The organism is Bacillus sp. SD075 (assembly GCF_017355165.1).
GTDB lineage: Bacteria > Bacillota > Bacilli > Bacillales > DSM-1321 > Peribacillus.
The window spans coordinates 73,531-89,575 of the sequence record NZ_JADILK010000011.1; the positions used below are offsets into that span (position 1 = coordinate 73,531).

General features: G+C 41.4%; 13 protein-coding genes. 6 read left to right on the top strand and 7 right to left on the bottom strand.

Going from position 1 to position 16,045, the window contains the following annotated elements; translation table 11 throughout:
* The first annotated feature begins 240 nt into the window (after positions 1–240).
* From IOC57_RS10665 to pepT, 5 genes are all read left to right on the top strand, one after another.
* Positions 241–924: a polyphosphate polymerase domain-containing protein gene (locus IOC57_RS10665; protein WP_207438703.1), complete on the top strand. Its 684-nt coding sequence runs from the start codon at positions 241–243 to the stop codon at positions 922–924.
* Positions 925–959: 35 nt separating this feature from the next.
* Entirely contained in the window at positions 960–1,658 is a 699-nt protein-coding gene (locus tag IOC57_RS10670) for a DUF4956 domain-containing protein (protein ID WP_207438704.1), read from the top strand.
* Positions 1,659–1,727: 69 nt separating this feature from the next.
* Complete coding sequence (locus tag IOC57_RS10675) at positions 1,728–3,419, top strand: CotH kinase family protein (RefSeq protein ID WP_207438705.1); 1,692 nt, start codon at positions 1,728–1,730, stop codon at positions 3,417–3,419.
* A 553-nt stretch (positions 3,420–3,972) separates the two neighbouring features.
* Positions 3,973–5,436: an alpha-amylase gene (locus tag IOC57_RS10680; RefSeq protein ID WP_207438706.1), complete on the top strand. Its 1,464-nt coding sequence runs from the start codon at positions 3,973–3,975 to the stop codon at positions 5,434–5,436.
* Positions 5,437–5,604: 168 nt separating this feature from the next.
* Entirely contained in the window at positions 5,605–6,843 is a 1,239-nt protein-coding gene (gene pepT, locus IOC57_RS10685) for a peptidase T (RefSeq protein WP_207438707.1), read from the top strand.
* Positions 6,844–6,899: 56 nt separating this feature from the next.
* Here pepT and IOC57_RS10690 read toward each other — a convergent pair whose 3' ends face one another.
* Positions 6,900–8,969 (bottom strand): catalase, encoded by a 2,070-nt coding sequence (locus IOC57_RS10690; RefSeq protein ID WP_207438708.1) that lies wholly within the window; start codon positions 8,967–8,969, stop codon positions 6,900–6,902.
* Between the two features lie 309 nt (positions 8,970–9,278).
* Positions 9,279–10,727 (bottom strand): DEAD/DEAH box helicase, encoded by a 1,449-nt coding sequence (locus IOC57_RS10695; RefSeq protein ID WP_207438709.1) that lies wholly within the window; start codon positions 10,725–10,727, stop codon positions 9,279–9,281.
* Positions 10,728–11,023: 296 nt separating this feature from the next.
* On the opposite strand from IOC57_RS10695, the gene IOC57_RS10700 reads away from it, so the two are divergent.
* Positions 11,024–11,356 (top strand): heme oxygenase, encoded by a 333-nt coding sequence (locus IOC57_RS10700; protein WP_207438710.1) that lies wholly within the window; start codon positions 11,024–11,026, stop codon positions 11,354–11,356.
* 62 nt (positions 11,357–11,418) lie between these two features.
* On the opposite strand, the gene rlmN is transcribed toward IOC57_RS10700, so the two are convergent.
* The 5 genes from rlmN to IOC57_RS10725 form a co-directional block, all read right to left on the bottom strand.
* Positions 11,419–12,486 (bottom strand): dual-specificity RNA methyltransferase RlmN, encoded by a 1,068-nt coding sequence (gene rlmN, locus IOC57_RS10705; RefSeq protein ID WP_207438711.1) that lies wholly within the window; start codon positions 12,484–12,486, stop codon positions 11,419–11,421.
* An 81-nt stretch (positions 12,487–12,567) separates the two neighbouring features.
* Positions 12,568–13,047: a 23S rRNA (pseudouridine(1915)-N(3))-methyltransferase RlmH gene (gene rlmH / locus IOC57_RS10710; protein ID WP_207438712.1), complete on the bottom strand. Its 480-nt coding sequence runs from the start codon at positions 13,045–13,047 to the stop codon at positions 12,568–12,570.
* A 379-nt stretch (positions 13,048–13,426) separates the two neighbouring features.
* Positions 13,427–13,588, bottom strand: a complete 162-nt coding sequence (locus IOC57_RS10715; protein WP_101223962.1) for a CxxH/CxxC protein — start codon at positions 13,586–13,588, stop codon at positions 13,427–13,429.
* Positions 13,589–13,764: 176 nt separating this feature from the next.
* Entirely contained in the window at positions 13,765–14,976 is a 1,212-nt protein-coding gene (locus IOC57_RS10720; RefSeq protein WP_207438713.1) for a S1C family serine protease, read from the bottom strand.
* Between the two features lie 272 nt (positions 14,977–15,248).
* The gene (locus tag IOC57_RS10725; protein ID WP_207438714.1) at positions 15,249–16,043 is read right to left on the bottom strand and encodes an MBL fold metallo-hydrolase; all 795 of its coding nucleotides are present in this window, start codon (positions 16,041–16,043) and stop codon (positions 15,249–15,251) included.
* Positions 16,044–16,045: the final 2 nt, after the last annotated feature.

Here is a 16,045-nt window from a genome sequence, read left to right on the forward strand (position 1 = left end):
AATTGAGAATAATTATCATTATCATCGTTACATTACTCATTCTACTGATAATGATAATTATTCTCAATGAGTAAATTCGCTCATCTTTCTTCTAGTAAATTCCAATAAAATTAAGAAAAGGTTAAAACTGGGGCGGATTCTCTATATATCTATTGAACATAAAAATGTTCTTAAGGTTTTATTAAGATTCTGTTTATAAGCTGAACGCAGTCAAAAAATCAAAGAAAAGGAGGAACAACAATGGATGGTTTGAAGGGAAGGCGGGAACTCAAACATGCAATCACCAAAGCGGATTGTCACTTATTAAGAAATAACCTGCAAAACTTCATGAGGCTTGATCCCCATGGGCTGGATGGGAAATACTTAATTCGAAGTATCTATTTCGATAACTTTGACAATAAAATCCTGCGGCAAAAAACTGAGGGGTTCTATCACAGGGATAAGTTCAGGGCCAGACTTTATGATCATAATACCGATTTCATCAATCTAGAAAAAAAGAGTAAGCGGAATAACCTTACCTATAAACAGAAGTGCAGGATTTCTGCTAGAGAATACGAACGGATTCGTTCAGGGGATATAGCTTGGATGTCCGAAGATTCAAGGGATATCCTCAGGGACTTATACGTTCAAATGACCCTTTTCCAAATCAAGCCGACAACCGTCGTTGACTATGAAAGGGAAGTATTCATCTATGAGTACGGAAATGTGAGGGTCACCTTTGACAGTAATGTGAAAACGAGCTATCGGGATACGGACTTCCTGAATCCCGAATTGATCGTTGTCGATGCTTTAGACCCAGATTGTGTCATCCTGGAAATAAAGTTTGACGAATTTCTTCCGGATATCATCAAACAATTGTTATCCATCATCGATACTAGAAAAACCGCTTTTTCAAAATATCAATTAAGCAGAAGATACGGCTGATCGCAGTAAACACATAATAGATGGAGGAATAGCAAATGGATACGACGACAACAACTAGCACCACTTTTAATGATATTTTCAAATCAAGCTTTTTGGACAAGACCGAGAGCTTTTCAATCATTGACTCCCTAATTGGATTACTGTTGGCATTTGCCATCGGATTGTTCATTTACGTCATTTATAAGAAGACCTTTTCCGGTGTGATGTACTCACACAATTTCAATATTTCCCTCATCATCATGACAATGGCCACGGCTTTGATCATCATGGGCATATCAACTAATATCGTCATCTCCCTAGGGATGGTAGGTGCACTTTCCATCGTACGGTTCAGGACACCCATCAAAGATCCCATGGACTTGGTCTTCCTATTCTGGGCAGCTGCCTCCGGGATTTTATGCGGGGCAGGATTAATTCCACTGGTTATCATCGGGGCCATTTTAATAGGTATCGTCATGCTCATATTTGCCAATCGAATCACTATTGAAAATCCATTTTTATTAATCGTTAAATATTCAGATGCATCAATTGAAAAAACGTTAGAAGAAATGATATCCAACAAGGTGAAAAAGCATTCCGTCAAATCGAAATCCGTCATGGCAGATAATAACCTTGAAGTGACATATGAAATTCGATTAAGAGATAATAATGCGGAATTCATTAATCAAGTCAAGGACATGAACAGCGTTCACTCTGCCATCATGTTAAGTTATGATGGCAACTTCACAGCTTAAGATAGATGGCGGACATAAAAATCCATACCCATCCCTCTATTTAAGTCTACAGGAGGAAGGAGCTTTGGCATGTTAAAAACAAGATATGTTGTAGCCGCCATTGGATTATTGATAATAATTTTTTTAGCAGTGATGTTCTTCCTTCCCCATCTTCAAGTGGAAAAAGCCACTAAAGGGAAATATACAGAATCTGTATTTGACCAAAGTAAGGTGACAACCGTTGATATAACATTGGCTGATGAGGATTTAGATTCCATGCTGGATAACCCCTCTGAAAAGGAAATCGTTAATGCCGATGTAACGATAGATGGGGAGACGGTAAAAAATGTGGGATTTCGCACCAAGGGAAACCTTTCCTTGAATTCAGTTGTTCAAATGGGCGATTCAGATCGATACAGCTGGAAGATAGACTTTGATTATTATCAGGAAGATCAAGATTTACATGGCCTGAAAAAGTTGGCCCTAAACAATAATTACAGTGATCCCACTTATATGAGAGAATACCTCTCCTATGAATTAATGGACAAGATGGGAATTGCGACACCGGGACATTCCTATATGTACGTGACCATCAACGGAAAGGAATGGGGACTCTATCTAGGTGTGGAAGCCATAGAGGAAACCTTCCTAAGCACCAACTTCACTGATGGCACAGGCGACCTCTATTATCCGGATGGTACGGGAAGCGATTTAAAGTGGATCAGTGATGACATTGATGACTACACAGGAATAAACTTGAAGACAAACGATCATTCGGACCAATCCGCCATGATCAAAATGCTTGATGCCATCAATAATGGTGGGAACGTGGAGGAAGTACTTGACGTCGATGAAATGTTGCGCTATTTCGCAGCCAATACTGCCCTTGTCAACCTCGACCACTATCAAGGTGATAAAAAGCACAATTACTACCTATATGAAGAGAACGGGATCTTTTCGATATTGCCTTGGGACTATAATATGTCATTTGGTGGTTATTCCGGAGGCGGCCGGCGACAGGCTGGAGAAAACGATCAAGCAAATAAAAATGAAGGCAATGTAATGGACGTTGACCAAAAAGATGGAGCGACGGCTGAGAATAACGATGATATTGCTAAGCAAGAAGACATGGAACTCGTTGGAGAAGCACCGAATAAGAGCGGTGGCGGAATGGTGGATATGAGTTCAAATTTCATGAATGAAAGTAATATCAACTTCAGCATTACCGAACCTGTTTCAGGTACGACCCTTGAAGATCGTCCTTTATTGAATGCCCTGCTTTCCAACGACGGATACCGTGAAAAATATGATGATTATCTAGACGACATTGCCACGGATTTTTTCTCTGAAGAAAATATGACAACAATGACCTCTGAAATTTCTACATTGATCACACCATATGTGAAAAGGGATCCGACCAAGTTTTATACAATGGACGAGTATACAGAAGCAACGTCAGGCGAGGAAACCTTGGTTGACTTCGCTATCCAACGTGCTGACTCCATCTTGGCACAGCTTTCTGGAGACCTGGTTGTGGAAGCTGAGACAGAGAGCAGCATGGACGGCGGCGCTCCTAATATGGGCGATGACGCACATGCAGGCCAGCAACCACCAAACATGGGCGGCGGCGAAAATGGTTTAAACGGGAACAGGGGCCAAAAGGGAACGGGTAACAGTAGCTCCTCCAAAGATACGATCATTCTATCTTCCGTGCTCCTAATCTTATTATTAGGTGCAATGGCTTTCGCCCACTTCTTTAAAAGGAGAGGTAAAAAAGGATAATAGTCTATCCCCTCCAATATGAAAAAGGGGGGGAGGAATGCATCCATCCCGAAACATGATTAAACTGGAGTATACTTTATTTTTGAAACCCCCACTGGGTTGAAGAAATTTGCGACACTCCTGCCGAATACCTGGCTAGCCAAGAACCCGCAAGCGCTTGCTTTGATGAGGCTTGGCAGACAGTCGGCGGAAAGGGACGGATTTCCGAAAACGCCGGGAACATTTTTTAATGAAAACTGTAGACAAACTGCTTTCCCCGCATTATCTACAGTCTGAGGTATCCCAAAATATTCGGGATACCTTTTTTATTGATTTGGCGTATTGCCTTTTCCGGGTTATTCCTCCACATTTGAATAATTTTTAGCTGCTATTTCATATAAAATACCCTTATTTGGTATAAAATAGTAAAATAGAGAGGTAAATGAACCTCAATCAAGAGGGTTGTTCACTTGTTTATCATCTGAATTTAGGGGGTAAAGATTTCCATTATTATTTTATCCGATCGTACAGTTTTACTTTTGTTAAAAACGAGTCGGGGTCAGGGGGGGAACGGATGAAAAGAAATCATACGATGATGCAATTTTTTGAGTGGCATCTTGAGGCAGATGGTTCTCATTGGGACAGATTGACAGATGCAGCCTCCAAGTTGAAGGATATGGGAATTGACTGCGTTTGGCTTCCGCCAGTTACCAAAGGGCAATCCGTTGGGGATAATGGGTATGGGATATATGACGGTTACGATTTGGGGGAATTTGACCAAAAAGGAACAGTTCGTACCAAATACGGGACCAAAGATGAATTGCTGCAAGCAATAGCCACCTGTCATAACTACGGACTTTGTGTTTATATCGATTTAGTCATGAACCATAAAGCAGGAGCTGACGGAACCGAAAAATTTGAAGTTATTGAAGTCAATCCAGACAACCGTATGGAAGATATCTCAGAACCATTTGAAATGGAAGGCTGGACTAAATTCGATTTTCCAGGCCGCAAAAATAAATACTCTGATTTTAAGTGGAACCATACTCATTTTAATGGCACGGACTATGATGCTGAAAACGACAAAATGGGTGTATATCGAATCACAGGCGAAAATAAGCACTGGAATCAGCATGTCATCGATGAATTCGGCAACTATGATTATTTAATGTTTGCCAATATCGATTACAGCCTGCCGGAAGTTCGTCAGGAAATGATTAGCTGGGGGAAATGGATGGTTGATACGTTAAAGTGCGATGGTTTTCGATTGGACGCCGTTAAACATATCGATTATGAGTTCATCAATGAATTTCTCCAAGAACTCATTCCTTATACAAAAGAACATTTCTTCATGGTCGGCGAATTTTGGAAGGCGGATGTTAAAGCTTGTCAAACTTACTTAGAGCATACCAATCATGACCTCAACTTGTTCGATGTTTCCCTGCATTATAAATTTCATGAGGCCTCAAAAGCAGGAACAGACTTCGACCTCTCAACCATCTTTGATGATACCCTCGTCCAAACCAATCCGGCACAGGCCGTCACTTTTGTCGACAACCATGACTCCCAGCCTCATGAATCACTGGAATCTTGGGTAAAGGACTGGTTTAAACCATCGGCATATGCACTTACCTTGCTGAGACTTTGCGGTTATCCGTGTGTCTTTTACGGGGACTATTATGGAATCGGTGGACCTTCTCCAGTGCCTGGGAAAAAGGATATTCTAGAACGCCTATTATTTGCCAGGTATGAAAAAGCTTACGGAGAACAGACGGACTACTTTGATAATCCCAATACGATAGGCTGGGTCCGGCACGGAGTTGAAGAGCTAGAAGGCTCGGGGTGTGCCGTCATTATCTCGAATGGAGATCACAACAGTGAAAAAAGGATGTTCGTCGGTGAACATCGGGCTGGTGAAACCTGGAGTGATTTAACTTGCCATAGGGATGACCACATTACCATTGAAGAAGATGGTTTCGCGACCTTTCCCGTTCATGGGAAAAGCGTATCCGTATGGGCCTTGAATAATCCACTATAAAAAGAGATAGCAAAGAACGGCATGTCTTTTGCAGATATGCTGTTCTTTGCTGACGAAACCATCCTCGAAGATTTCAAATGATCTGTAAGTAACAGTAACCTAGAGAAAGATAATTTTCTCATCCCAATCAAGCATGGTAAGATAAGGGAAAAAGGAGTTGAAGGAAAAGTGAAAAAAAATGAAATCATTGAAAGATTCACTTCTTATGTGAAGGTGGATACCCAATCGAATGAAGAAAATCCCTCATGTCCCTCTACACCCGGACAGCTGACCTTGGCAAATGCATTGGTCAAGGAACTTCAATCCATTGGGATGAAGGATGTGACAATTGACCAGAACGGATATGTCATGGCAACCTTGCCGTCCAATTCAAATAAGGATGTCCCCACAATCGGATTCTTGGCCCATGTCGATACAGCAACGGATTTCACTGGAAAAGATGTAAAACCGCAAATCGTAGACAACTATGATGGCAAAGATCTTACTTTACATGAAAGATTGGAGATCATTCTTTCACCTGAGGATTTTCCATCGCTTAAGAACTATATAGGGCATACCTTGATTACAACGGATGGGACAACCCTGTTGGGTGCAGATAATAAGGCTGGAATTGCTGAAATCATGACTGCCATGGATTATTTGATTCAGCATCCGGAAATCAAGCATGGAAAAATCCGTGTTGCTTTTACTCCCGATGAGGAAATCGGCAGGGGACCCCATAAGTTTGATGTAGATGCTTTTGATGCACAATTTGCCTACACGGTGGACGGCGGCCCAATTGGAGAACTTGAATATGAGAGCTTCAATGCAGCATCGGCCAAAATCCTGATCAAAGGGACGAATATTCACCCTGGTACGGCTAAAGGAAAAATGGTGAACTCGGCGAAAATCGCCATGGAATTCCATGATAAGCTCCCAATGGCAGAAGCACCGGAATATACGGAGGGTTATGAAGGATTTTATCATCTGCTTTCATTTCACGGGGATGTGGAAGTGACCAAGCTTTCTTATATCATCAGGGATTTCGACCGTCAGAAATTTAATGAGCGTAAGGATTATATAACTGAAATGACCGAAGATTTAAAAGAAAAATATGGACAAAACCGTATCCAGCTTGTAATACAGGACCAGTACTTCAACATGAAGGAAAAAATTGAACCCGTGAAGGAAATCGTGGATATTGCCCATGAAGCAATGGAGCAACTCGGTATACAACCGAAGATCTCACCAATACGCGGTGGTACGGACGGATCTCAATTATCGTATATGGGCCTGCCAACACCCAACATCTTCACGGGCGGGGAGAACTTTCATGGCAAATATGAATTTATTTCCGTCGATAACATGATCCTGGCCACTAAAGTGATTGTTGGCATTGCATCGCTTTTTGAAGAAAAGGCAAAGTAACTTAATATGTGTTTATTGAATCCCCCCAGACTCCAAGCCTAGGGGGGCATCCAATATTAAGCGCGTGTCCAGTGACGGTGCTTGGCAATTGCCTCGATAAAGGCAGAACCACTATTTTTATCCGTAACAGTTACAATGCCTGCAGCTGGATCATTGGAAACGATGCCTGCCTTCGATAAGATCTTGGCTCCCTCAATTCCCGCACCAACCGCTTTGAAATGATTGTAGGCTTCATTAACAAAGTAAATTGGTTCCTTGGATACCATTAGAGCATCGACACTCTCCTGGCCTCCTGCCACATATATAGCATCGAAAAGTACCGAATCGGCTGTCAGGAATGTCTGATTCACCTCAACCTGCTGTCCTTCAGAACTTGTAATCACTCCACGATTATTACTGATGATTTCAGCCGTTATACCTGTCGATTTAAAGGACTTCAAAACTTGATTAACCTCTGACCCGTTGTAACCATCTGCAGCCAATATGGCCACTTTTCTTGTTGCCGCCGTGTTCACTTTCATTTGCTCCTGGCTTAAGGCCGGAGAAGCCAAATCCATTTGGACCCCACTCTTGTTGGCAGGAGGTTTCACGCCCACTCCAATCGCGATTGTTTTAGCCAATCCGACATCTACATTGCTGAACATCTCGACAATTTGCTGCTGAACGTCCTTACTTTTCACTTTTCCCACTTCAAAGTGGAAAGCCTGAATAATATGTTCCTTCTCCACTTCCGTCATGCTATTCCAAAATAGTTTTGCTTGGCTGTAATGATCCTTGAAGCTTTCACTCCGCTGACGGACCTTCCTGCCATCGACTTTTTCCTGGTAATGTGCATAGCCGCCTTCCCCTTCCGAAGCAGGTTCTGGAGAGTTACCTGCAAGGGAATTTTGGTGGTAGCTGACCGGCCCTGGATTTATTGACATTCGGTGCATGCCATCGCGTTGATTATTATGAACGGGGGCAACCGTCCTATTAATCGGCAGCTCATGGAAGTTCGGTCCTCCTAATCGGGATAGCTGGGTATCGGTGTAGGAGAATAAACGTCCTTGAAGCAGCGGATCATTTGAAAAATCAATACCCGGTACAACATGCCCCGGATGGAAAGCAATCTGTTCCGTCTCTGCAAAAAAGTTATCCGTATTTTGGTTCAAAACCATTTTCCCGATTATTTTCACCGGAATTTGTTCTTCCGGCCATAGTTTAGTGGGATCAAGGATATCAAAGTCGAAATTGAATTCATCTTCTTCCTTAATCATTTGCACGCCAAATTCAAATTCAGGATAATTTCCGGTATCTATCGCTTCCCACAGATCTTGGCGGTGAAAATCAGGGTTCTTCCCTGCAATTTTCTGTGCCTCATCCCAGACAAGGGATTTAACTCCCAGTACAGGCTTCCAATGGAATTTAACGAAATGGGACACGCCTTGTTCATTTACAAAACGGAATGTATGGACACCAAACCCTTCCATCATCCGGAAGCTTCTTGGTATGGCCCTATCAGAAAGATGCCACATGATCATATGAGCCGTTTCTTCATTGTTGGCGACGAAATCCCAGAAAGTATCATGGGCTGACGCAGCCTGGGGTATTTCATTATGTGGCTCTGGTTTAACCGCATGGATTAAATCCGGGAACTTAATGGCATCCTGAATAAAAAATACCGGAATATTATTTCCGACCAAATCATAGTTTCCTTCCTCAGTATAAAACTTTGTAGAAAACCCTCTTACATCACGGACCGAGTCTGCCGATCCGCGGGAACCTGCTACCGTGGAGTAACGAACGAATACTGGTGTCTTGACTGAAGGGTCTTGAAGAAACTTGGCTTTTGTATATTCTGACAACGGTTCATATACCTGAAAATATCCATGTGCGCCAGATCCACGGGCATGGACAATCCGCTCAGGAATACGCTCATGGTCAAAATGTGTCATTTTTTCACGGAAATGAAAATCCTCCATCAAAGTTGGACCACGGGTTCCCGCTTTCAAAGAATGCTCGTCCTCAGAAATACGCAAACCTTGGTTACTCGTCATCTTTTTCCCATTATCGTCCACTCGGTATTGATCCAGCTGTCGCTGCTTACTTTGCCCATCGATTCTTCCGCTTTCATTTGCTTTCGTCATCCCACTCATTCCCCTCCATGTCTAAGAATTCATTCAGATTAAATCGTGTTGTATGTATTTACTTTATTCGAAATAATTGCGTTATCCTTCCTCATATACCACTCTATTTTGACGGATAAACAGAATTCAGAAAAAGGATCCCCCTTCCTCACAAAACAAAAATGTGATTTCATTGAGGAGGAATTATTCCAGGGGAGGTCGAATTCTTCCCGTCCCCAGTCTTAACACTGGGGACGGGAAAAAAACATATAAAAAAAAGAAGCGAAAAGACCAATTTTCGGTCTTCATGCTTCTTTTTATTCAACGCCCTTAGTTCTTAAAGGCCTCTGAAACCTTCAAAAGTTTGCCTTTTACTTTCGTATTTTTCATCACTTTCAAGACCAGCGGTCCTTTTTCATTCAATATTTCCACATAAGAAACATTATCCTGGATCGTAATGATCCCGATGTCCTCTGCATTCACTCCATCAATTTTTGCGATAGTTCCGACAAAATCCAGAGCCCTGATTTTCTTTTTCTTGCCACCATTAAAATACAGCTTCATGATTTGTTTATTCAATTGTTCACTTTTATCTTTTTTGATCTTTGGACGAGCTTCCAGTTTCGCTTCGAATTCCATTTTATTATTGGAGACTTCCTCTTTTGAAGGAACATTCATGTTAGGGATTTCAAAACCGATATAGCCTTGAATCTCCGTAAGGAATTTATCTTCGTACGGCGTCACAAAAGTAATGGCTTTTCCTTTTTTGCCTGCACGGCCCGTTCTTCCTGTCCGATGTACGTAACTTTCCTTTTCCAATGGCAGGTCATAGTTAATCACGTGGGTTATATTATCAATGTCAATTCCACGTGCAGCAACATCAGTCGCAACCAAATAGCGGAATTCACCTCTTCTGAACTCATTCATCACTGCAAGGCGATCTTCCTGAAGCATGCCCCCGTGAATCATATCACACGGATATTCCATTTCAAGCAGCTGTTCGCATACTTGGTCTACCCTATCTTTCGTCCGACAGAAAATGATGCAGCTATCGGGATTTTCCGTGATGGTGATGTCTCTAAGCAGGGAAAACTTATCATCTTCTCTCACTTCAATAAGAGCATGTTCAATTTTCTCCGTCGTTAAACCCTTTGCTTTGATTTCAATGTCCAAAGGATCTTTCATATATTGCTTGCATAGCTTTTTTATACTTTCAGGTAACGTAGCGGAGAACAGCATGGTTACTCTATCTTTCGGTAGTTCTTTAATAATGGCTTCCACTTGTTCTATGAAGCCCATATTCAGCATTTCATCCGCTTCATCAATCACTAAATGAGTTAAGCGTTCCAAGGCGAATGTCCCTTTCTCGATATGATCCAGAACACGCCCCGGGGTCCCAACGACTACATGGCTTTTTTGTTTCAATTCCGCTTTTTGCAGTGCGAATGGATGTTTCCCATAAACCGCAGTAGCCTTAATCCTTTTAAATCTGCCTATATTCGTAATATCCTCTTTGACCTGTACAGCAAGCTCACGTGTCGGTGTTAGAATAAGCGCCTGTGGCTTATTCTCCTCCCAATCAACCATTTCGCATATCGGTATGCCAAATGAAGCGGTCTTGCCACTTCCTGTTTGGGATTTAACGACAAGATCCCGCTTTTTCAGCGCCACTGGAATCACTTCACGCTGTACTTCGGTCGGACGTTGATAACCCAAGCTTTCTAATGCCCTTACAATTTCATCGCTTAATGTATAATCAGTAAAACTTAATTCATTCATATAACAGCCTCTTTTGTTGTTTAGTATGTTGCTTTATTGTTTCCAAAATCATAATTTCCTTATACAAGGTTCTATTATACGCGATATGCCTCGATAAACCTTGTAATAACCAAATCCAATTGTCTTATTTCAATATAATGAAACGTCCGTCTTCATTAAAACGATGGTCATCTGGCAATCAAGATCTGAGTTAATCAAAATGGACCCTGCTACTTTCAATATGCTAAAATATGTATGATATAAAAGTCAAAATAGGGTGTAGCTTCTAAACCGATGTCCAAAAGGAGTGCTGATTTATGATAATCGTAACGAATAGAATCAGAGTCAAAAAAGGGATGGGTGCAGTCATGGCCCCAGGATTTACTGCACCAGGTCCACTTGATACTATTGAAGGCTTCGTAAAAGTTGAAGTATTATTAACGCAGAATTTGTCGGACCACGATGAACTGAGCGTTAATATGTACTGGGAAAACCTTGATAACTTTACTGCTTGGAGAAATAGTGATGCATTCAAAGCTGCACATAAACGTCCTGAACCAGGTTCCGGTGAAGCAAAAAAGGAATCTCCAATTCTAGGCAGCGAGCTTACAACATATGAAGTCGCCTCGGTAAAGGAAATTGCTAAATAATCAAATCACGCCAAAGAGGCCGCGAAATATGCGACCTCTTTTTTGTTGTTTTCCTTAGTGAATTACTGGGCTTCAGCTTTCCTGATTTGTTTGCTTCTTAGCTGGCCGCAAGCCGCATCAATATCCGTTCCATGTTCTTGGCGGATTTTACAATTTACGCCTCTCTTTTTCAGCGTATCATAAAACGAGAGAACGGATTCTTTTTCACTTCTTTGATATTGACTATGCTCATCTACCGGATTATATGGAATCAGGTTGACATAGAGCCGATGCTTTTTGTCATCAAGAAGGTTGGCGAGTTGCTCGGCTTCTTCTTGATGGTCATTGACATCTTTCAATAGGATATATTCAATCGTAATTCTCCTATTCGTTTTCTCTAAATAATAATCAAGAGATTTCATTAATTTTTCTATCGGAATACCTCGGTTTATTTTCATGATTCGTGTCCTGAGTTCATTATTCGGCGCATGTAATGAGATGGCCAGATTCACCTGTAATTGGGTATCGGTGAATTCATAAATCTTTTTGGCAAGACCGCTCGTCGAAACAGTAATCCGCCTAGCAGCAATAGCGAGACCCTTATGGTCGATGAGCACCTTCAAAAAGTCTATCATATTTTCAAAATTATCGAACGGCTCACCAATGCCCATTACTACAACATGGCTTACAACATCCTCTTGTTCCAACTTATCCAGATGCAGTTGAACGTTCATGATTTGTTCCACTATTTCCCCGCTGGACAAATCACGGCTTTTGGCCAATAATCCACTGGCACAGAAACTGCAGCCGATATTGCAGCCTACTTGGGTGGTGACACAAACCGAAATTCCGTATTTATGTCTCATCATAACCGTTTCGATAAGATTTCCATCCTGTAATTTAAACAAGAATTTAATCGTACCATCTGCTGATTCTTGCTTAACATGCTCGGTCAGAGTCTGGATGACAAAGTTCTCTTCAAGTAATTTTATGCACTCTTTATTAACATCTGTCATTTCAGAGAAACTCGTTACACGTGTTCTATAAAGCCACTCCCAGACTTGGGAAGCTCTGAATTTTTTATGGCCATGGTCCAAAAGCCATGCTGTCAATTGTTCGAATGTTAAACCATAAATGGACTCTTTATTCATTCGTTACCCTCTTTTCATTACATTAAGATTTAATATTTTAACCCATTAACCTTACGGGGAATTCCCCGGGAATTAGTTCATTCATTTATGATATGGTTCATTTCTATTTATCCGAAAAGCCCGATATATTTGCTCCACTAGAACCAGTTTCATTAATTGATGCGGAAAAGTCATTTTCGAAAAGGAAAGGGCATAATCACTTCTTGATAACACTTCAGTGCCAAGCCCAAGCGACCCGCCTATAACAAAGGCAATTTTGCTCTTTCCATAAGTGGCGAGCTGATCCATTTGAGTGGCCAGCTGCTCTGAAGTAAGCTGTTTTCCATTGATCTCAAGTGTTATTACGTAGGTGTCTGGGCTGACTTTCGCCAGGATTCGTTCACCCTCCTTTTGCTTTACAATGCCCATATCCGCTGCACTCAGGTTCTCCGGAGCTTTTTCATCCGGTACTTCAACAAATTCTATATTAGCATAGGCGCTTAACCTTTTTGTATATTCAGCAATTCCTTGCTTTAAGTATTTTTCCTTAAGCTTGCCAACAGTAATAATCGTTATTTTCATATATATCCTCTAGCTTTCTTTATGTTTTTACTATCAATTGTTGGATTTGCCTCCTTATTATCATACCTTACAGTGACCTATAAGCAAAACAAGCATATCCTTTCCAATTTTTAATGCTTTTAATATAAAAACCGCTGCCCCTGAGAGCGGCAACGGTAACTTTCATTATTTTTTAATGTTTATTAAAGAAATTACGCTGGACATAGACCAGATCCGATAAAAAATTATGATGGATCATTCGTACGATCAAAGGCTTGAATATAAACCATTTCACCCTTCGCTTTATTCTCTGGAAAAGGTTAAGAACAGGTTACAAACATGTTATCCACAAAAGTTATCCACATATCCACAAAAACTATCCACATCTTGTATGGGAATATTAGTTCCCTACTAGATATATTGCCACGTTTCGACAATATTCACAGGTTGTTGATAACTGATTTTCTTCGGAAACCAACGTTAAAACAGGATAGGTTTCACATTCGTAAACCACTTCATCCAGCGCCATGTCCACGTGTTCCTGACAGCAATATAATTTCATCTTTCATATCTCCTTTCCCACTCATTATTCCCAGTACTTCCGTCCACAATTATCCACAATTCACTTGAAATCTTTCATTTCAGTATATATCCACAGGTAATCGTAACAAAAAATCAGAAAATCGCAAGGAAGTAGAAAGGACAAGAAGCATTTTCTGCCCCCTGTCCTTTTGTGTTTTAAATTTCGCTGCTTGAAAGCGTGACTTCCGTAGTTTCTTTCTTACCGTCACGGTAATAAATGATTTTAACCTTATCACCAATTTTCTTTTCATTGTAAAGGTACTTTCGCAATTCCACGACATCATGGATTTTTTCATTATCCATTCCAACAACGACGTCAAATTCCTTCAATCCTGCTTTGGATGCCGGAGAGTTGCTTTGAACGCCGGTTATTGCAACGCCAGAAGTAACTTTGCTTGGCAACTTCAATGTATTTTGTTGATGATATTGGGAAATTTCCTCTACTGATGCCAAATTCACACCCAAGAATGCACGTTTCACTTCACCAAATTCCTCTATATCATTAATAATCGGTATAACTGAATCGATTGGGATGGAGAGACCGATTCCTTCCACTGCATTTTCTGCAATCTTCATCGAATTTATGCCGATGACCTGGCCCGACATATTAACGAGTGCCCCCCCGCTGTTACCTGGGTTAATCGCTGCATCGGTCTGGATGACCTCCGCATTCCAATCCACTTGTCCGTCCTCATTGATATCCACCTCTATCGTGCGCTCCAAACCAGAGATGATCCCTTGTGTAATCGATCCCGAGAATTGAAGGCCTAATGGATTACCAATGGCAATTACGGGCTCCCCAGGTTTCAATTTGCCGGATTTCCCGAATTCAGCAATGGTTTTGATTTTATCACCATTAACGACAATGACGGCTAAATCTGTCCATGGGTCACTACCTTGCAGTTCAGCTGGCAACTTAGTTCCATCACTTAATGTCACTTCCAGTTCATTAGCGCCTTCAATGACGTGATTATTCGTGACGATATAGGCCTTGCCGCCATCTTTTTTGTAGACGACTCCAGAACCAGTGCCGGCTTCTGCCGAACTGTCCTCTGCGTTGCTCCCTTGACCCCAGAAGTTCGTTTCCTGAATGTTAGTGATGCCGACCACTGCGTCGCTGGCTTTATCAACGGCATTGGTGACGGCGCTTGTTACATCAACTGTAAGGTTTTGCTGGGCCTCCTCCGTGGACTTATTCCCCTTTGATTTTTCCGTTGTAATTTCGTTATCTTCGTTATTTAACAGCCCGCTTCCCGGTAACATAAGTAAGGCCCCGATGATGACCCCCCCCAGGCCTGCTAGAAAATAGCTGGTATGACTTTTTTTCCGTTTATTTTGGTTCTCATCATTCTGATCATAATAACCCAAGACCGCCCCATCCTCTCATTTTAAGAATGAATTATAGCAATTCTATTGTTTGGTATCCTTCTTCAATTATACTCATATACCGGATTTTTTCTAAAAAAATGCATGCTTTTATTTAAGGGAAAACGTAAAATTGACTAGTATACAGCCATTTTCCTTTTACCTATACAGTTCTAACCAAACGATACCCCTTTTAATCCGATTCGTACCTTACGAATCGAAATTTTTAAAAATAAAAAGGAATGGACAAGGTATCCCTCATCCATTCCTTTTATTTATAACGTAACAAGTTCCGTTGGTCTTTTCGGGTCAGTATCATATAAGGAAAATTGTTCACCAACGACGATACCCTTTGTCTTTAACGTCTGTTCCACCGACATTCTTGCTAGATCCTTCATATTGTTATCAAGGCTTAAGTGGGCCAAATAAATCCGCTTGGTCTTATCACCGGCCACTTCACTCATTGCAAGGGCAGCGTCTTCATTACAAACATGTCCGACATCACTTAAAATCCGGCGCTTGATGCTCCATGGATATTTTCCCATCCTCAGCATGGACACATCATGGTTACTTTCAAACACATAAGCATCGGCATTCGAGATGATTCCTTTCATCCGATCACTTATGTACCCTGTATCGGTAATGACCACAAGTTTCTTATCTTCATGATGAAAGACGTAAAACATCGGCTCTGCCGCATCATGTGAAACGCCAAAAGATTCTATATCAAGACTGCCGAACGTTTTGACCTGTTCCATTTCAAATGTAAATTTTTGTTCGGTTGCAATTTCACCGATTGACCGATCCATCGCATTCCATGTTTTTGCATTCGCATATATTGGGAGTTTATGTTTTCTGGCAACCACGCCAAGACCTTTAATATGGTCGCTGTGTTCATGGGTAACAAGGATACCGGATAGCTTCGACATATCACGGCCTATATCCTGAAACAATGCTTCCAGGGCTTTGCCGCTTAATCCGGCATCGACTAGGAACGATTGATCCTCCGTTTCCACGAATAAGGCATTTCCTGTACTCCCGCTTGCGAGAACACTAAAATGCATTGTCATCT